At 48.3% G+C, this 20,111-nt stretch carries 15 protein-coding genes; 3 read left to right on the top strand and 12 right to left on the bottom strand.

Annotated features, from left to right (window positions below):
- The 4 genes from VIM87_RS30305 to VIM87_RS30290 all read right to left on the bottom strand — a co-directional run.
- A partial coding sequence (locus tag VIM87_RS30305) for a 7TM diverse intracellular signaling domain-containing protein (RefSeq protein ID WP_332000604.1) occupies positions 1-1,448 on the bottom strand: 1,448 nt, incomplete at its 3' end.
- Positions 1,449-1,580: 132 nt separating this feature from the next.
- Positions 1,581-1,991 (bottom strand): copper resistance protein NlpE N-terminal domain-containing protein, encoded by a 411-nt coding sequence (locus VIM87_RS30300; protein WP_332000603.1) that lies wholly within the window; start codon positions 1,989-1,991, stop codon positions 1,581-1,583.
- Positions 1,992-2,126: 135 nt separating this feature from the next.
- Positions 2,127-3,848, bottom strand: a complete 1,722-nt coding sequence (locus VIM87_RS30295) for a serine hydrolase domain-containing protein (protein WP_332000602.1) — start codon at positions 3,846-3,848, stop codon at positions 2,127-2,129.
- 81 nt (positions 3,849-3,929) lie between these two features.
- The gene (locus tag VIM87_RS30290; protein WP_332000601.1) at positions 3,930-4,943 is read right to left on the bottom strand and encodes a zinc-binding alcohol dehydrogenase family protein; all 1,014 of its coding nucleotides are present in this window, start codon (positions 4,941-4,943) and stop codon (positions 3,930-3,932) included.
- A 910-nt stretch (positions 4,944-5,853) separates the two neighbouring features.
- Here VIM87_RS30290 and VIM87_RS30285 point away from each other — a divergent pair.
- The 3 genes from VIM87_RS30285 to VIM87_RS30275 all read left to right on the top strand — a co-directional run bounded on the left by VIM87_RS30285 (position 5,854) and on the right by VIM87_RS30275 (position 9,757).
- Positions 5,854-7,314 (top strand): amidohydrolase, encoded by a 1,461-nt coding sequence (locus tag VIM87_RS30285; protein WP_332000600.1) that lies wholly within the window; start codon positions 5,854-5,856, stop codon positions 7,312-7,314.
- A gap of 200 nt (positions 7,315-7,514) precedes the next feature.
- Complete coding sequence (locus VIM87_RS30280) at positions 7,515-8,483, top strand: sugar phosphate isomerase/epimerase (RefSeq protein WP_332000599.1); 969 nt, start codon at positions 7,515-7,517, stop codon at positions 8,481-8,483.
- Between the two features lie 272 nt (positions 8,484-8,755).
- Positions 8,756-9,757 carry a hypothetical protein gene (locus VIM87_RS30275; RefSeq protein ID WP_332000598.1) on the top strand — a complete coding sequence of 334 codons (1,002 nt, stop codon included), beginning with the start codon at positions 8,756-8,758 and terminating at the stop codon, positions 9,755-9,757.
- 12 nt (positions 9,758-9,769) lie between these two features.
- Here VIM87_RS30275 and VIM87_RS30270 read toward each other — a convergent pair whose 3' ends face one another.
- From VIM87_RS30270 to VIM87_RS30235, 8 genes are all read right to left on the bottom strand, one after another.
- Entirely contained in the window at positions 9,770-10,135 is a 366-nt protein-coding gene (locus VIM87_RS30270) for a response regulator (protein ID WP_332000597.1), read from the bottom strand.
- 98 nt (positions 10,136-10,233) lie between these two features.
- Entirely contained in the window at positions 10,234-11,265 is a 1,032-nt protein-coding gene (locus tag VIM87_RS30265; protein ID WP_332000596.1) for a sialidase family protein, read from the bottom strand.
- An 18-nt stretch (positions 11,266-11,283) separates the two neighbouring features.
- Positions 11,284-12,009, bottom strand: a complete 726-nt coding sequence (eutC, locus tag VIM87_RS30260; RefSeq protein WP_332000595.1) for an ethanolamine ammonia-lyase subunit EutC — start codon at positions 12,007-12,009, stop codon at positions 11,284-11,286.
- 181 nt (positions 12,010-12,190) lie between these two features.
- Positions 12,191-13,555, bottom strand: coding sequence for an ethanolamine ammonia-lyase subunit EutB (locus tag VIM87_RS30255; protein WP_332000594.1), 1,365 nt, complete (start codon positions 13,553-13,555; stop codon positions 12,191-12,193).
- Position 13,556: 1 nt separating this feature from the next.
- Positions 13,557-14,885, bottom strand: coding sequence for an ethanolamine permease (eat, locus tag VIM87_RS30250; protein WP_414649680.1), 1,329 nt, complete (start codon positions 14,883-14,885; stop codon positions 13,557-13,559).
- A gap of 233 nt (positions 14,886-15,118) precedes the next feature.
- Positions 15,119-17,701: a TonB-dependent receptor gene (locus VIM87_RS30245; RefSeq protein WP_332000592.1), complete on the bottom strand. Its 2,583-nt coding sequence runs from the start codon at positions 17,699-17,701 to the stop codon at positions 15,119-15,121.
- 644 nt (positions 17,702-18,345) lie between these two features.
- Complete coding sequence (locus tag VIM87_RS30240; protein ID WP_332000591.1) at positions 18,346-19,293, bottom strand: type IX secretion system membrane protein PorP/SprF; 948 nt, start codon at positions 19,291-19,293, stop codon at positions 18,346-18,348.
- A 32-nt stretch (positions 19,294-19,325) separates the two neighbouring features.
- A partial coding sequence (locus tag VIM87_RS30235; protein ID WP_332000590.1) for a gliding motility-associated C-terminal domain-containing protein occupies positions 19,326-20,111 on the bottom strand: 786 nt, incomplete at its 5' end.

Genomic DNA, 20,111 nt, shown 5'->3' with positions numbered 1-20,111 from the left:
ATCTTGCTGAACTCTTCAAAGTCCACCGGGGCAGAGAGCACCCTGGCCCGGGATACCTTTTCCACGATGGTTTGCAGCTGCCGGTTATCCTGTTCCAGCAGGTCGTTCATACGGGATATTTCCAGGGACTGCTCCTGCAGCAGCTGGTTGGCCTGCTGCAGCTCCTCATTCTGCTGTGCGATCAGCTCTGATTTCTCGAACAGCTCCCGGGTGCGCTCCTTTACCTGCGATTCCAGCTCCCGGTTCAGGGTATCTTTCAGGCGGGCATTCTCCGTCATCTGGCTAATGATCTGCCGCTGCGCCTTGTCCTTTTTCTTTTTCAGCAGGCGTACCTTATCGCCAATGGCAAAGGACAGGAAGAACATTTCCAGGATAAAGCAAAAGCTAAGGCTGTAATAGCTGATCACCCCAAAATTCAGCCACTCATACCCCAGCATAATAAAGAACTTGAGCATAAAGCCCACGAACAGGAAGCTGTAGGCCAGCACAAAAAATCGGGCCGGCCGGTAGCCCCGCCTCCATATATAAATGCCGGTGCCAAAAGCAACGGCCAGCGGCAGCATTTCTATAAACTTGTAATTGAACCAGCTGCGGTTCAGCGCCAGGGCTGCCAGGAAAAATAGCACGCGGGCGGCAATAATGCCCATGATGATCTTATTCAGCAAGGGCGCCCTTGACCGCACATACAGCAGCTTGCGGGTGAACAGCAGGGCAAAAATGCTCATGCAGCATAGCGGTACGGCAAAGGCATACTGGTTCCAGGCAGGTGCATGCGGCCACAGGTATTGGTAGGCAATACCATCCGTACACATCTCGTACAGCGCCACGCTCAGGTTATACAATACATAATATAAATACTGGCGCTGCCGTACGGCCAGGAACATGATGAGGTTGTAGAAGCTGAAGATCAGGATCATACCATAAAAGATCCCGAAGCTGAAGTATTCGTTGAGGGCGTATCCTACAAATTTGTTCACGGAGCGCAGCACAATGATCACGTCTGCAATTTGCGCCGAGCGGATGCGGAAGTAATACACCTGCTCCCCTGCTGTGCTGTTATCCAGGTCCAGCTCAAAGTTCTTGTGCAGGAACAGGCGTTGCTGAAAAGGGTATTGATCGCCCATTTGCAGCTGCCGGAAATGCCCGTCTGCACCCGGTATATAGGCTGTTAGCTCATCAATGGTCTGGTCAAAGTATTCCAGGATGAAATGCTTTTTTACCGCGGGATCATTTTTTATCCTGATGCGGTACCAGTATACTTTTCCTATCTGATGGTTTTGCGGAGTGCTTTGTTTATTGGGAATAAAGCCGTTAAAGGCCGGGCTGCTAACCTGCTCAATGGTAAGGGCGCCGGATGGGTCCCGCAGGTATTCGATCTCTCCAAAAGTAAAAATATGCTGTTCCAGCTCATTGCTGATGGCTACCGGCTGCTGTGCGCGGGCTGGCATTACCGCCATCATTAACAGGCATAAGAACAGTATTGTGGAATTGCGCTGAAAAGCAGATTGTAAATATTGGCCCCCCATTCTTTATTCACTAATTACGTGGATAAAGGTAGGGGATATTTAATTAAGGCGCTGCTACTCTACCTTCTCCAGGTAATAGCTATCCACTTCCTTGCGGTCTGCATCCAGCTCCAGCAGGCGGTTGCCGTTAATGCGGTAACTGTGGGAGGTACCGTCGTTGCGGCTTTGCAGTATATAAACCAGGTCCTTCCCTTTTTTCACCTGCCAGGTACCGCTGTCTGTAAAGGTATTATCGTTTTCCCGGCAGTGCTGGCTCATTTGGTAGGTGCCGGTGTCTGCGCCGCGTGCGCGGGTAAAGGTAAGCTGTACATCAATGTCCTGGCAGGTAACGGCATGGATCACGCCCTGCCATTTTTCAGCGGTGTGCGAATCGGCGGCTTTATCCGTAACGGTGTTTTTACCGCATTGTTTACCATTGCAGGCCCAGAGGAAAAGGCAGGCGGCGTAGAGGAGGAAACGGTTCATGAATTACGAATTAGTTAATTACGACACCGCTTAAAGCGGTGCACGAATGCTATTGAAAATAATTATGATATGAGTAATTACGAATGGAATGCAGCGAAGATAATTATCATTTACTGCACTTCTCCTTTTCAGGCCCTACTGCTTTTCCATTTTAATAAATGCCACATGCATCACCCGGCCGCTGTTCACTTCAAAACCGGTTATCTGGTTCAGCTTGTTGCGTTTTATCATTAAATGATCCATCCACCAGCAATCATTCAGCAAATGATCGGGCCCGGCAAAGGTAAGCGGCGTATCATTATATTTGTTGCTGGTCAGATATAAGCGGTGGTCTTTCTCGATAATCCCATAACTGCAATCAAGCTCCGGGCTGTAATACCGGCCGGTATACGCCTGCAGCGCTTTATCGTTTGAGGGTACGTTTATATACTTTTTTAAGAGGAATTGCTGATCTGGTATTGTAACTAAGATGGTGGTGTCTTTTGAATGGATATCCATGCGAAAGCGGACCTCCGGCGCATAAAACATGGAATAGGTATTGGCTGAATCTTTTTTCATCAGCAATAGCTCACCGCCTGACCGGTAATAGCATTTATTATCTTTTATTTCCAGGCTGAGGTTAACGCCCGCGTCGCCCACATAATTTCCAAGGTATTTCTGTAAGAACACCGAATCATTGTTTGAAAGCGCAGCGGAGCTTTCCTCCTTTTGTTCCTTTTTAACTGCCGTATTTTTTGTTGTATCACTGATGAAAAGCGCTGCGATCTGCTGCGCTTTACCAGTAGGATTAAAATCAGCTACATTGCCAAAAACAATAACCCCCATTTTCAGATCCGGGTAAGCGGCAATAAAGGTTCTGAACCCGGCATCACCACCACCATGTGAAAATTGCCGCCAGCCTTTATAGGTATCAGACACGATGCCCGCAGCATAGCTTAATTCCTTCCCATTCTTTAGTCTTGCTTTTGTTGTCAGCACATCAATATCCTTTTGATCACCTACGGTATGATCATAAAAATTGCTTATCCATTTCGACATATCCTTTACATTGGTAAAAAGACTGGTTGCGCCCGCGTTGGAATAGCTTAAGATGCTTTTTGTATAATGACTACTGTCTTTCCGGTTATAAGAGTCGGCCCGGTTATTTACAATTTCTGTATAATCATCATGAAAGTGTGTATGCATCATTCCCAGGGGCTTGAAAATAGCCGAATCTGTGAATTGCCTGAGGGACTGGCCTGAAACCGATCTGACTATTTCCGCCAGTAAGGTAAAATTGCTGTTGGAATAACTGTATTCTTCACCGGGTTTAAAGTTCAATGCCTGCTGCCTGCTTAAAATTTTGATGATATGTTCCTGTGTAATAATATCATCGAGACGGGTACCCTGGATGGCCAGCAATTGCCATTGGTCCCTTATGCCACTGGTATGATTTAAAAGATCACGTATGGTGATCTTTTCTTTCAGATCAGGAAACCAGGGAAGGTATTTATGGATATCATCATCCAGCTGCAGCTTACCCTGCCTTGCCAGCAGCACAATGGCAAAGGCCGTAAATTGCTTGGATACAGAGGCCATATGATAGATGGTTTCACCGGAATTGGCAATGCCGTATTCCAGGTTGGCCAACCCGTACCCTTTGGAAAAAATGAGGGAATCGTTCCGTACAATGCCTACTGCACAACCCGGGCTGTTCGGCTTATTCCACTTGTCAAAGAGTGTATTGATCTTTGTAACGATGGAATCAGGCAATGCCTGTGCAGATACCTTGTTTGGTATTGCAAAGGCAGCAAGAACAAACAAAAAGGCCGCCGGGATGCGCGTCCAATTTGTGTTAATGGGGTTTAACGCTTCCATAAATATCAAATTTTTTGGTGGCAGACTTGTATTTTGAAAGGCCGTTCAGCGCTTGCAACAAATAACACCCGGGATCCGCAGTTAAACCGCTACCATCGCTTTAATCACGCCATTCTTTGGATCCAGCCAGCTTTCAAAATTATCCTTTACTGCATCAAAGCCAACGCGGTGGGTAATGTAAGTAGCTGGTTTTACCAGTCCTTTTTTCATGGAGCTGATCACATGCTCAAAATCTTCACGGGTGGCGTTGCGGCTGCTCATAAGGGTTGATTCCCGTTTGTGAAATTCAGGATGCGGAAAGCTGATCTCTCCTTTCTGCAGCCCTACCAGCACATAACGGGCGCCATGGGCCATATATTGAAATGCGTTTTGAATAGCTTTTAAGCTGCCGGTAGCATCTATTACCACCGTAGGCATGTCGCCGTTAGTGATCTGTTTCAGCTGCTCCATTACATCGGGTGAGGCAGCGTTTACCGTATGGGCCACCTGTAATTTATCTTTACAGAATGCCAGGCGGTGCTCATTAATATCCATGGCAATCACCTGTGCGCCCGCAATACGGGAAAATTCCATAATACCCAGGCCAATAGGGCCCGCGCCTACTACCAGCACAAACTCGCCCGGTTGCACAGCGGCCCGGCGTACGCCATGCGCGCCAATGGCCAGCGGCTCTACCAGCGCCAGCTCATCGAAAGAAAGCCCCTGCCCGTGTACCAGGGTATGGCTGGGAACCGACAAATACTCCACCATGCCGCCATCCACATGCACACCGCATACTTTCAGGCTGGTACAGCAATTGGGCTTGCCGGAGCGGCAGGCAATGCAGGTACCACAATTAAAATAAGGTATAAAGGTTACGGCTTCACCCTTTTCAAACCCGGGTGCACCATCGGCCTCCACTAACTCACCGGAAAGCTCATGCCCTAAAATGCGGGGATATTCAAAATAAGGCTGGGTGCCTTCAAATGCATGCAGATCCGTACCGCAAATGCCAATGCGGTTTATTTTTATGATAGCCTGGCCTTTTGTAAGAACCGGTCTTTCCTTTTCTCCGTAGGCAAACTGCCCGGGCGTGGTGCAAGTCAGTGTTTTCATGAACGTTTTAAATGTATAAATGACAAGTAATAAGTCAGCGCGAATATACAACGCAAAGATAGATTCTTTATATACGCTGGTGCAACAAACCTCTTCAGAGGAATGTACCGGTGCAGGGTTTGCGTTAATCTGCCGGCCATAGCCGGGAAACTGCTATAACAGGCGCCAGCTGAAGCAGGGTCTTATGGAGGATCAGCTAATGGGGTAAGGGCATTGTTTACCAGTGGAAAGCGTGCCGGCGACGGGGGTACTAAAGGAGTTCCCTTAAAGTAAATTATCCTGTTAAACACCCCATCCAAAAGGGCAAACCTCTCCATAAACTAACAAGTAATAAATAACCACCATATTGAACAATAGCCCCGGTTCGTTGTATAATTCCATGGCTGTCCCCGGGGAGCGCTGCCGTAAATTTTAGCAAGGCATTTTATCAATAACGGCCCCATTTCAACAGAAAATCCGCCACAAATGCACCTTTTACTGAACTTTCCTTCCTGAAATGCCCATCAAACATGAAAAAGATGACCAACGTTATTCACACCAAAATATGTTTTCCACATCAGAGTTATTCACATATTAGTTGTATACTGAAATACAATTAGTTATGATTTTTCAAAATGTTCCACGTGTAACATTTATCCACATTTAAGATATCCACATTGTTTGTTTATGTCATTTAAAAGTGATTTATCCCCACATTTTAGCATTATAAATATGTATGCCCGGGAGGTGAAAATGAGAGAAATTGTTTGTTATTTAGGTACCGGGTTACATGCCCGGCTATACGAAAAGAACACAAACCAAAATCTTTCTACACCGTTTACAGCATTCCCTTCCAGGAAAACGGTTTGAGGATGCAGGTATGTTATACCTGTATTACATAACCACTATTATTCAATAAAATGTCGCAACTATGAAACAAAATTTCCTGCTATTGCTGGGCGGCGCCTGCCTGTTATTTTCCCCTACAGTATGGGCGCAGCAAAAGGGTACGGCTGCTTTAAAACAAATGGCTGTTACGGATATACAGTCGCAATACGACTTTTACAAAAAAACCGAACTGCAAATATGGAACTATGCAGAAGTAGGTTATAAAGAATATAAAAGCACGGCCTTGCTGCAACAAACGCTGAAAGACAATGGCTTTAGCGTAGATACCGGCGTAGCAGGCATTCCCACCGCTTTTGTAGCCACCTATGGCAGCGGTAAACCGGTGATCGGCATCCTGGCGGAGTATGATGCGCTGCCCGGCCTGGCGCAGGAAGCCGTACCGGAAAAGCAGCCGAAAAGCGGCATGAGCGCCGGGCATGGCTGCGGACATCATTTATTTGGCGTAGCCTCTGTAGCTGCCGGCATTGAGCTGAAAAAACTGATAGCCGGTGGTAAGCTAAAAGGCACCGTTAAAGTATACGGCTGCCCGGCAGAAGAAGGCGGCTCGGGCAAAGTGTACATGGTACGCGCCGGCTTGTTTAAGGAGGTAGATGCCGTGATCCACTGGCATCCGGGCGACAACAACGGGATAATGACCGGCCGCACCATGGCCAACATCAGCGCCAAATTCCGCTTTTATGGCCTCTCCGCCCATGCAGCAGGCGCGCCGGAAAAAGGCCGTTCTGCGCTGGACGGCGTAGAAGCTATGGATAATATGGTGAACATGATGCGGGAGCACATCCCCTCCTCTACCCGCATCCACTACGTAATTACCAATGGCGGTAAAGCCCCTAATGTGGTGCCTGATTTTGCAGAAGTATATTATTATGTGCGTAATGTGGACCGGGATATTGTGCGCAGTGTTTTTGACAGAGTGGTAAATGCCGCCAGGGGCGCGGCTTTGGGCACTGATACCAAAGTAGAGTACGAAATTACCGGCGGCACCTATGACCTGCTGCCTAACCGGACGCTGATAACCGCTATGTATAAGAACCTGCAACAGGTGGGCGGCGTAAGTTATACGCCCGCCGAAATAGAGTTTGGGAAAAAGATCCAAACCAGCTTTACCTATAAGGTGCCTGCAATAAGCGAGGCTGCTGCCATAGATAGCCTGCAATCGGCGGGCAAAGGCGATATCAGCGGATCTACAGACGTGGCAGATGTAAGCTGGAATGTGCCCACCGTAGGGTTAAGCGCAGCTACCTGGGTGCCCGGCACGCCGGCGCACAGCTGGCAGGCCGTAGCAAGCGGCGGCACCGATATTGGCGCCAAAGGCATGATGGTGGCAGCTAAAACTATGGCCTTAACCGGCATTGACCTGCTCTCTGATCCGGCACTGATACAAAAAGCCACCCAGGAATACCAGCAAGCAAGAGGCGCGGATTTCCAGTATAAAGCCTTGCTGGGCGATAGGAAGCCTGCGCTGAATTACAGGGACCAGTAAGAGGAATTACGAATTGTTCAATTACGAATTACGAATTAAGTAGTCCGAATATAAAGTATTGCCTATTCACGAATCTGTGCAATATTGAGATAAAACAGGCCCTATCGCAGCATCCAATTCGTAATTCGTAATTGACTAATTCGTAATTAAATATTAGCTTGTGCAATTCTTTATTCATCCTAAGCATAAAAACCATCGTTATGAGCAACAGCAGAAGGTCTTTTATTCAGCAGGTGGCATTAATGACCGCCGGCTTAGCCCTCCCCTCTTCCATATTCAGCTGTAAACCCGCTACAGAAGCCAGTGGCCGCAAATTAGGCATACAGCTTTATACGCTGCGCGATCAGCTGACCAAAGATGTAAAAGATACCATAGCAAAGGTAGCACAGGCAGGTTATGAGCAAGTGGAGACCTATTTCGGGTATAACGGTCCCGGCTCTACGTTCTGGGGATTAACCGCCGATCAGCTGAAAGCCCTGCTGAAAGAACATAACCTTACCACGCCCAGCGGACACTATCAGCTTGGCGATTACTTAACCTTAGGCAATGGCAAAGACGAAGCGCTGAAAGCGCAGGCCGACCTGGCCGCAGCCCTGGGACAGGAATATTTTACCATACCCGTTCCGCCCATGGACCTCATAGCTAAATATCCTATACCTGCAGATGATTATAAATTTGTAGCCGCACAGCTGAATAAAGCAGGTGAGCTGTTAAAAAAGTCAAACATAAAAGTAGCGTACCATAACCACTTCTGGGAGTTCCGTAAGGTGGCAGATGGGACGTCTACCGCATATGATATACTGCTGAATGAAACCGATCCCGCGCTGGTACATTTTGAGCTGGACCTGTTCTGGGCTAAAAAAGCCGGGCAGGACCCGGTTCAGCTATTTGAAAAAGCGCCCGGCCGTTTTCCCATGTGGCATGTGAAAGACATCAGCAAGGCCGCGCCGCAACCCGTGGCAGATACCGGCGCCATAGACCTTAGTACACTTGCCAATGATATTAAGTTTGCAGAAGTAGGCACCGGCACCATTGATTTCAAAGCTATTTTCGCAAAAGCTAAAACCGCCGGTGTACAATACTTTTTTGTTGAGCAGGACCAGATCACTATCGATCCTTTCGTGAGCATCAGGCAAAGCGCAGACTATGTGAAAAAGAACCTGTTATAACGTTACATCCTTAAAATTAATATGAGGATGTATCAAAAATAAAAGAAGGGCCTGAGAATCGCTTAAACGACGACCTACCTCCATCAGGTACCCGAGTAAAAAGAGGCTGCATCATACTTTTGATACAGCCTCTTTTATTATAAAAAAACGGAAGTATATTAGCTCCCGTATTGTAGTGGGCAATATATTACCAGGGGTACATTTTTAATGTTTGTTGCACATCAAATTTATATTGTTAACTTATTCCTAACCAATAAAACTATTGCTTTCCCATGCCACAAAAAGGCCTTACCAAAACAAGATGGACTATTGACGACGCCCGCATAACCATATATCCCTACCGGGTATTTTTTATTTTCAGTATCGTGTTAGGCGTTCTTTTTGGCGGATTGCTTTTGCTATACATAACGGTAGAACGCAACGCCGCCAACACCATGGGCTCCGTTGCCCTTTTACTGGCGGCTATTGTGATCCTGTTCCTTGCCTATTCAAGAACACAGATCATTTTTGACAGGACCACCGGCAGCATGCAGCAAAAAATGTTAGGGCTGATCCCTATCAGAACTATCCCTTTTGACCGCTTGCATGGCGTAAATACAGTAACACAACAGTACGGCGGCTTTAACTTCAGGATCTTTCCCAAAAACAATAAATACGGAAAAGGCATTATTATTTCATCCGGCTACGGAAAGGAAACCGACCCTAACGCAATTGCGTTCAGCCAGGAAGTGATACCCCTGATCCATGAATACATAGCGCAGTATACGCCACTAGCAGAACATACCAACAACACCATTACGGCTTATAAATATTTTAACGAAAAGGCCGGTGTTTATATCCTTAAAAATCAAAAGGCAGGCACCATTATTATGGGCATTGCGCTGCTGGCGTTAGGCATTCATGAATGCACCGGCACTCCCTGGATCAAAACCGATGGTACTACCGGCAGGATAGTATTTATTGTTATTAGCCTGGGCCTGGGCCTGATATTTCTGCTGGCAGCTTTTACACGCATTTTATTAAACCCTGCTGCCCGTACTATTGAAAGGATCAGCCCCATAGGTATTGGCAATAAAAAATATGCCTTCGAAGATTTCTCAGGATTCCGCACGGTACGTAAGTCTTACAACATGATCTATGCAGGCACAGAAGTGCAGATGTTCTTTACGCCGCCTAATACAAAACAGCCTGCTGTAGTAGTAGTGTCGACCATCCGGCAAAGCCGGAAAATTGAGCGTTTTATTGAAGAGATCAAAAGTATCATGGAAAAATAGATATTATGATAACTAAACAGGAGCGCCGGCATATTTCTCTACAATAGCCAGCAGCTCATCCCGGTGAAATGGTTTTTCCATAAAGGCATCTGCACCGGCCTGCCGGGCAACCCTGCTTAAACCCGGGGTGGCGGAGATCATAATTACAGGAATATGCCGGGTGCTTTCCTGGCTTTTAAGATGACGGCAAAGGTCCAGGCCATCGAAACCAACCAGCTGTTTATCCAGCAAAAAAATAACAGGACATTCAAACCGGTTCTTCATAATCCGCTCGCCATCCGAAACCAGATCGGTGGCGTAACCGGCCTTTTCAAGTATTAACTTGTAAATATCCTGAATGCCCGGATCATCATCTGTTATCATTATTCTTTTTTTCATGCCCTTTTTACCAGAGGAACAGCTGCAAATGATATACCACACAAAACCGCTATCACATGGCCCTGAAGGTGTGTATACATGATGGTATATTGAGGAACCTATTTCACACGTAACACTACATGCCTGATATTTTTTCTATCAGCCGTATAGGTAATGTGCAACAGTCCATCCGGTGTTTGAATAATGGCGGGATAGCTGAATTCTCCTTTTTGCTGATCCTCCAGTGCATATACATCTTTCCAGTGCCGCCCGTCTGTGGAAAGGGCTACGTTCAATTTGCTGCGGCCTTCAAACCACTCTTTCCCTGCGTTAAGCGGGTTGTACACCAGCACCTGCAGGCCATTGCGCAGCGTTAGGGCATCGGTGCCGGAATTGGGGTTCGGCAGGTCTGTTTTGGATAAAGGCCCCCAGGTAGCACCCTGGTCGCCGGACCAGCATTGCACTACATAGTTTTGCCGGCTCCTGCACAGCAGCTGCAAGCTATCACCCTTATGAAATAAAATGCTGGGCTGTATTACGCCAAAGGTATCGTTATTTATGGGCAGGTATTGCCAATGCTGCGCCTCTGCATCCGACTTTTCCAGGTGAATATGCCACTGTTTTTCATCTTTACTTTCGGTGCTGGATGGATAGAGGATATCGCCGCTGGCCAGCTGCACCGGCTTATTCTTAACAGGCCCCAGCAGGCTATCCCGCAGCTTTTGCGCGGCCGACCAATGTTTGCCGTCATCGCTGGAACTGCGCATTACGCCCCACCACTCCCGGGGCGATCTACCTATTTTATAGAACAGCAGTAAACGGCCGGCCCTTGTGCGGAACAATACCGGGTTCCAGCAGGGATAACGCAGCGTATCATTGATCACGCCGTCGGCTACACGCCGGGGTGCGCTCCACTGCCCATCTTCCCAGGTGGAAGTATAGATGCATACATCCGGGGCGCTTTCCCGCGAGCCGCCAAACCAGGCTGCCATTAAGCGGTTATTTGATAATGGCGTGATGGTGGAAGCATGGCAGGCCGCAAAAGGCGGGTTTTGCATGATCAGCTCATTCTTAACTAAAGTAACGCGCTGCTTTTGCGCATAGGCTTGTGTGCAACACAACAGCAGTAAAATGTAAAGGGAGTATCTCACGTATGTAAATATACGTTTTCAGGAAAGTAAATGCTCATTGTCTTTCAGCTGCACACCGGATAGCTGCAGGCGCACTGCTTCACGCAGCAAATAAAAGGTTTTGGCCGCGGCTGCTTCATAAGATAAGCCTGCTTCCCGGATATTGGAGATACAGTTGCGCGCCTCATCTGTTAACCCTACTTTTGGGTGGTAGGTAAGGTACATGCCCAGGCTGTCGGGCGAGCTCAGGCCCGGCCTTTCCCCGATGAGCATAATAGCGGCCTTTGCCTGTAATAAAGCGGCCACTTCATCGCCCACTGCTACCCTGCCCTGCTGTACCAGGCAAATGGGGGCAAGGCTCATACCGGCGCCCTGTATCAAAGGTATTAGCTGCTGCAGTAAAGGCACTGCATGTTTGTTCACCGCAGTGGCCGATAAGCCATCTGCAATAATAATGGCCACATCACTGTTGGCTGCCGTTAACAACTGCGCTGAGCTTTCATCCAGCTTACGCCCTTTATCCGGCCGCTGCAGGTACTCATGCCGGTCGGCAGCGCTGCTGTGCAATACATGCACCGGCAGCCGGAATGCGCTTAGCTGATGCTGCAGGGTTTTTACATCTGCCAGGGAATACACCGCATCCCGCGCATGGGCATGCGCCATGCGGAACTGCAATACTTCCTTTAGCGGAATGGCAGTGCCGGTGCGGCCCAGCGCTATGCGCGCGGGGGTGAAGGATTTAAGTTTTATCCAGGGATCCGCCATAAAACGAATTAATAATTAAGAATGAATAATTAATAATAATGGATGCAGGCGTGCGCTTATGTATAGTTCTACGTTTTTGTTTTTGGATGATTAAGCATGAATAACTAACAATGATAATGCAGTACTAAACTTGCGCGTAGTACCTCACTGCGATTATTAATTATTCATTCTTAATTATTAATTATAGATCCAGTAACCGGTGCGTATGCACGGGTAACTGGTTCCCCTGTGCATCCATAATCCCCTGCTGCAGCAGCCATTGCTCAAATTCAGGAGCCGGCCGCAAACCCAGCACCTTACGCACATACAGGGCATCATGAAAAGAGGTGGACTGGTAATTGAGCATAATGTCATCCGCACCCGGTATGCCCATGATATAGTTACAACCGGCCACGCCCAGCAGGGTTAACAGGTTGTCCATATCATCCTGGTCAGCTTCTGCATGATTGGTATAGCATACATCCACTCCCATGGGCAGGCCTAACAGCTTACCGCAAAAATGATCTTCCAGGGCCGCACGTATGATCTGCTTACCATCAAACAAATACTCCGGCCCAATAAACCCTACCACGGTATTTACCAGCAGCGGATCAAAGTGCCGGGCCACTGCGTAGGCCCTGGCTTCACAGGTTTGCTGGTCCAGCCCTTCATGTGCGTTGGCAGATAATGCGCTGCCCTGCCCTGTTTCAAAATACATTACGTTGTTGCCGATGGCGCCGCGCTGTAATGATAATGCAGCGTCATGCGCTTCTTTCAGCAGCGCTATGTTCACACCAAAGCTGCTGTTCGTTCTTTCCGTACCGCCAATAGATTGAAATACCAGATCCACCGGCGCCTGGGGCATAATTTCCAATGCGGTGGTAACATGGCATAATACGCATGACTGGGTGGGGATCTCGAACTGCTGCCGCAAACGGTCCAGCATTTCCAGCAGGGTTATTACCGCGGAAGGGCTGTCTGTAGCAGGATTAATACCAATCACCGCATCGCCGCTGCCGTACAGTAATCCATCCACAATACTGGCGGCAATGCCTTTAGGATCGTCGGTAGTATGGTTGGGCTGCAGGCGGGTTGATAAGCGGCCTTTTAAACCGATGGTGTTGCGGAACTTTGTGATCACTTCACATTTTCGGGCCACGCTGATAAGGTCCTGGTTGCGCATGAGCTTTGATACGGCGGCCGTCATTTCCGGGGTAATACCCGGCGCCAGTTGCTGCAGGGTGGCAGTATCTGCCTCATCGCCCAGCAGCCAGTCGCGCCACTCGCCTACCGTCATATGGCTAATACGGGCAAAGGCGTTAGCATCATGCATATCTATGATCAGGCGGGTAATTTCATCTGTTTCATAAGGCACCAGCGCTTCCTGTAAAAAGGTTTTCAAAGGCACATCGGCCAGCGCTATCTGTGCAGCCACTCTTTCCTCGTAGCTGCCGGCGGCCAGCCCTGCCAGCGCATCACCGGAGCGGTAGGGCGATGCTTTTGCCAGTAAGATTTTCAGATCCTCAAAGCGGTAGCTGGTATTTCCTATGGTACACTGGTAAGCCATGTTATGATGGTAGCTGGTATAAAGTTATATCTTCCTGTGTTTGTTTGTGCTTACCGGCCAGCAGAAATACGATCAGCGTAAGCCCCATGCCTGCAAAGAACAGCAGGCTTAACATAACATTATAGTAGATGATGGCAACCAGCGATAGAATGGATAGCAGCAATGCCACCAGCGGCACCCAGGGATAGCCGGGTACTTTAAAAGGCCTTGGCAGATCAGGCTCTTTTTTACGCAGTATGAATAACGCCACCATGCTCAGGATATACATTACAACAGCGCCCAGTACAGACAATAATACCAGCTGATCCGTTCGGCCCAGACACAGGGCAACAATACCCAGTAAGCCGCCTGCAATGAGCGCCCGGTCAGGGGTTTGATGTTTGCGGCTTAGTTTGGACAAGCCTTCCGGTAAGTACCGGCTGCGCGAGAGTGCGAACAGCTGCCGCGAGTAGCTGATGATAATTCCGTTAAACGATGCCAGCAGCCCAAACAGGCCAATGCCGGCAAAAATGCGGGTAATATTATTGTGCCTGCCCAGCACAATGCCAATAGATTCCGGTAAAGGATAATCGATGCCGGAAAGGCTTTTCCAGTCGGTAATACCGCCGGTTAGCACCATTACGCCAATGGCCAGCAGCATGAGGGTTAAGATGCCGGAAATATAACCTTTGGGTATATTCTTTTCAGGATCTTTCACCTCCTCAGCCACCATGGCTATACCTTCAATACACACATATAGCCAGATGGCAAAGGGCAGCGCTGCAAACACGCCTTTTATGCCAAAGGGCATGGCATCATGCAAAAAATTGGATGCTTTAAATGCCGGCGCCACAATACCCATATAGATCAGCAGCTCCAGCACTGCCAGCAACGTTATTACCAGTGAAAAAAGCGCGGATTCTTTAATTCCCAGCATATTTACGCCGGTAAGCGCTACATAAAAAGCAATGGCGGTCCACAACACCGGTAAAGCCGGGTACAGGAAATGGATATAACTGCCAAGGGCAAACGCAATGGCAGGGGTAGCCAGCAGAAACTCCACTACGGTGGCATAACCCGCTATAAGCCCGCCAATGGGGCCAAAGGCACGGTGCGAGTAAGCAAAGGGCCCGCCTGCATGCGGAATGGAGGTGGTTAGCTCTGTAAAGCTGAAAATAAATGTGAGGTACAGGATAGTGATAATGAACGTAGCTATTAAAAAGCCTACAGTACCGGCTACGCCCCAGCCATAGTTCCAGCCAAAATACTCGCCTGAAATAACCAGCCCTACGGCAATAGCCCAAAGGTGTATGGGAAGAATAGCTTTCTTAAGTGAAGACATAGTATTCAATTACGAATTATTTAATTACGAATTACGAATTGAGTAGTTCATATGAACAACCACTACCAGTTTAATTAAGAACTACACATCAAAGCGCAGCGTTTATCTACGCAGCATTTAATTCGTAATTCGTAATTAAATAATTCGTAATTCTTTTGTCTTCCGCTTCCGGCAGCAATATAATAAAAAGGCCTGACAGGTTTTAGTAACCCATCAGGCCTTTAAAATTTATGATCTGAGATCTAAAATCTGAACGAAAGCCTGCTAAAGAAGTAAGTGCCGTTAAAGCCCATCTGCAGCGGCTCGTAGATACCACCGGAATCGGTAAGATTTGCATTGTGCTTAGTGGGATATACGTTAAACAGGTTACTGGCGCCAACCACCCAGGTAACAGCCGGAATGATCTGGTAGCCCACGGAAAGGTCGGTTACGATGCGTGCATCATAAATATCGTACACCAGGTCATAGTTCTGCAGGCGTATACGGTCAAAACGCACAAAACGCAGGTTGGTATTGAACTTGCCATAACGGTAATCCAGCGTAAGGTTAATTTTACTGGGTGGCGCCGAGGCTACCAGGAAAGAGCGTTCCCGGTCGCTGAAGTAAATATCCTTACGGCCGGCCAGCTTGGCAGAGGTTTTGATCTCGCCCGTTTCCAGGTCGTTGAAGTTAGCAGCCAGTGTAGCGGTAAAATCATGCCCGCCACTGAAACGTTTGTTCCAGGTTACAATAGCATCCAGGCCCAGGGTTTTGGTGTCCAGCGCATTGGTAAAGAACTTTACCACGCTTACGTTCAACTTGTCCAGGTCTGCGGCTATTTCCGGCGCATTGTCTGCGGTGAAATCACCGGTAAGCACAATGCGGTCTTTTATCTTTACATAATACCCATCTACCGTAATGCTTAAACCCGGCGCCGGCCTGGAAGTAAGGCCTAAGCTGGCGTTCACGGCCTTTTCCTGTTTCAGCGGCTCTACGCCCAGCACGCGGGTTATATTGCTCTGGTTGCGGGTCAGCAGGTTTTCAATGGCCTCTCCCCTTACCACGTTGGTATAGGTGGTATTAAAATAGATCTGTGCCAGGGAAGGCGCGCGGAAACCGGTGCTTATAGAACCGCGGAAAGCCAATGCAGGCGATATTTCATACCGCATGGACAGCTTGCCGTTTATCGTACTACCGAAATCGTTATACCGCTCAAAACGGCCGGCAGCGCCTATCATGAAATTAGAGGAGAAGTTAAACTCCCCATCTGCATACACACCCAGGTTAGTACGGGATTCATCCACCACATTCGCAGGCTGAAAGCCCGGGAAGCCCTGTGAGCCGGCAGCTTTGTACACGGTATCTATGCCGCCGTTATCGTTGGGTACCAGGTCGTATGCGCCATAGGCTTTCCAGGAACCTTCCTCGCCTGCAAAAATGCGGTAGTTCTCTGTACGGAACTCCGTACCAAAGGCAATGTTGGTGCCCTTGGGCAATACATTTTCAAAAAAGCGGGTAAAGTGCAGCCCGGCCGTGTTCTGGCTCAGCTGAAAGCCGCCGGCATCAAAGCGGGTGGGCGATTGCTCCAGTAAAGAAGCATTCAGTGTATGATCCACATAATAATGAAAACGGTTAATGCCGTAGGTATTATTAAAATCCACGTTCCAGCCTTTCATTACCCCGCGTACACCTACGGATATGGAACGGTCGCCGATATCAGAAATGATCTGCGGGTCAAAACCATTGGGGTAAATGGAGGGTATGTTACGGTCGTCGCCCGCATAACGTGTAAACGCATAAGCGTTACCGTGACGCTGGTTGTAACCGCCAAAAGAATAGATCTCCGCTTTTTCCGCAATAGGAATGCGTGCATTGTACATGGCCGCATAGTTCTCCATCTGGGCATCGCCATAAAAGCGCCGCGGCACATTATCTTCCCCTACCTTGGCAGGATCCTCCGCCCGGTTGGTGCGGCCGCGGTATAAATAATCTGTTGTTACATTTATAAAACCGCCTTCGCCTATTTTAAAGCCGTAGTTGGCATTCAGGCCTACATTTTCACCATCGCCTTTGGAGGTAATGCCCCCGTTGATGTTGGTGCTAAGCCCATCTGTACTGGATTTCAGCACTATGTTAATTACGCCGGCAATAGCATCGGAGCCATATTGCGCAGCAGCGCCATCGCGCAGTATTTCAATACGCTCAATGGCGGCGGCAGGTATGGTGTTCAGGTCTGTACCGGTATTGCCACGGCCGCGGGTGCCGTACAGGTTCACCAGCGACGACTGGTGGCGGCGTTTGCCATTGATCAGCACCAGGGTTTGATCGGGTCCCAAACCGCGCAGGGTGGCAGGGTCTATATGATCCGCACCATCGGAGCCTGTTTGCCGGTTTGAGTTAAAAGAGGGCGCTACAAATTGCATCAGCTGGTTCAGATCCAGCTGCCCTACTGAGTTGGTGATCTTTGCAACCGGTATAATGTCAATAGGCACCGGTGTTTGAGTTACAGAGCGGTTCAGGCTGCGGCTGCCCACTACCTCCACGCCCTGTATGGCGGTGCTTTCGCTTACCAGTGATACGTTAAGGGTGCTTTTCCCGTTCAGGGATACTTCCTGCGTAGCATAACCCAGCACACGGAAAACAATTACAGCATTGGCATTACCGGCCTCCAGCTGAAAAGCGCCTCCGGCATCGGTACTGGTACCGCGGCTGCTGCCTTTTTCAAATACGCTTACACCGGGTATGGGGGCGCCGGTATTATCGCTTACTTTTCCTTTTACTGCATGTTGGGCATAGCTGTTCAGGCATGCCAATAGCAGACCTGCAATCATGAGGGCTTTGTTCATATGGTTGTTCTGATTTAGATAGCTCTAGTACGAATTGACTTAGGTTTAAAAACGATTTAGATCTTTTTGGTACGATTTAGATTCCTGGCTCCAATTAAATATAAGCACTTTTTGCGGAGATAAAAAAAAGAGGCCCTTCGCATGGGGTTCCATTCGTGCGTTTTCATTGTTCACTGTTGTATATAAAACATTCAGTGTTCCGTTGTTTTTCAGAGGTGTAAGGCTATCCGGTTCATTCAGGGTACAGGGGTATGGTGATAAAGTTCCGTGCGCGTAAAAGTGTATTTACGATATTTATATGGCGACGAAAATATATAAAGGCCCCTAACTATTACATATCACGTTTGTGTGATAAATTGTATAGCTGACAATTTTAGCAACTATTTATTCGGATAGTTGTGGAGAATATCCACAAAAAAACCGCTTAAGAATAAGCGGTTATTAATTTTTCCAATACAAGTGAAACATCTGACTATAAAAATTTTGAGTGTGTGCTAAAGATTTATATAAATCTAACCACTCCTGAAGAAACAGGGCCCTAATCAGATGTTAATAAGGATGGAAGTTTTGGAAACGGATAGCTACTGCCATTGAATGGCTGGCGGAAGGAAAAAGCCGTAACTGGAAATACGAGCAGAAATAAATTAGAAGTACCGCGGGTCCGCATCATCATTCCTGCCGGATGGGAACAGGATACCGATGGATATTTCATGCGAGGGTCCTGTACCGGTAAGCTTACTCATATTCATATCATACGAATACCCCAGGCGAAAACGGGGCGCGTTGAACACGCCCATAATGCTTACGTTGCTGGTGGTGCGGTAAGAGCCGCCTACCCATATTTTAGCGCCCTCCCCTATCAGTAAAAAAGAATTAAAGTCAATGCTGATCGGCCCTTTCATGTCGGTTTTCACCATCAAGGAAGGCTTTAACTGAAAATTCTCAGAGAACGGTATTAAGGTGCCACCGGTAAGGTAAATGTGCTGTGTTTTGCGGATGGTCTCAAACTTATACCCTTTCCAGGAGTAGCTGGTATTGGTGTAGGTAGATAAGAGGTCCATTACAGAGAGCCCGAAATAGAACTGCGGGCTGTAGTAGTAAATGCCAAAGCGGGCATCCGGCGCTATGGAAGCTGCAGGCGCCACGGGGATCACCGGGTCATTGGCATCGGTGTACATGAAGGTGCTGCCATCAATACCATATTGTGTAACGCCAATACCCAGGCCCAGGCACAGGCGGCTCAGGTTCTCCTCATCCATGGGAATGCGGTAGGCGTAAGAGCCGTATATGGAGTAGGCATGCTGCGGTCCTAAATTATCCATCATCATTTGCACGCCAATGCCTACACGACGGTCATTATCATCACCACGTATCAGGCCATCAACAGATACGCCGCCGGTACGGGGTGCGCCGGGAAAGCCGGCCCACTGCTGCCGGTAAATGGCATTCAGGTACCAGTCTTCCTTATTACCTGCAACTGCCGGGTTCACACTCAGCTCATTAAAAATGTACTGGCTAAACTGCAGGTTCTGCTGCGCTTTACCGGTGTAAGCCAGTAACAGCAATACCATGCATGCATACAACTTACGCATAACAGCTCTTTTAGGCATGGCAGCCTGCTTCATTATTTCAGTATTTGCACCCATCCCTTATAAAGTTTCTCTTCGTCAGATGATGTTTTTACCTTCAGCACATAGTAATAAGTTCCTTCATTCAGCTTTCCTCCGTTGCCATCCCAGTCGTTATGATAATCCTGGGAAGCATATACCTGTCCGCCCCAGCGGTTATACACATATAACTGCGGTGCGGTGTAGCTTTCCAGGCCGGCTATTTTAAAATATTCGTTCAGGCCGTCGCCATTAGGTGTGAATACGTTCGGGAATACCAGGTCCAGGTTCACCGGCTTGTTCTCCACCAGTATAATGGCGGGTGTTGGCGTGCCGGGGCAGGTGGCGTCCGTGAACGGATCGCAGATGCCTGTACGGCGCACGGTATCGGCAGTACCTACTGTTGCTATATTTTCTATCTGCGTTACGCCGCTAAGGTCATCATCTGTTCTTACCAGGAAGCTCACGGAGTCTTTTACTTTTACGCCGATGGTGGCACGCGTCCAGCTAATGGTATTGGAGGCTGCATTATACACGCCGCCCGTGGCATTGCTTACATATTTGGTATGCGCCGGGATGGTATCCACGATCGTTACATTGGCTAACTGCACCCCGCCTGTATTGCGGATGTAGATCCGGTACAACAGCTCCTGCGCCGGTTTGGCCACGGCTGTATTGTCATCGTTCTTCACGGTTTTCCAGGTATTGAAGCCACCGGATTTATTCACATACACGATGGTGGCCGGGTCATTAGGCCCGGAGTTCAGGTTCGGGAAGTTCGGATTCAGCGGGTCTGCCGGGTG

The sequence above is a fragment of the Chitinophaga sp. genome, from assembly GCF_036569125.1.
Lineage (GTDB): Bacteria > Bacteroidota > Bacteroidia > Chitinophagales > Chitinophagaceae > Chitinophaga.
The sequence above is the reverse complement of the archived record's forward strand: the minus strand, read 5'-3'. Positions and strand labels throughout refer to the sequence as shown.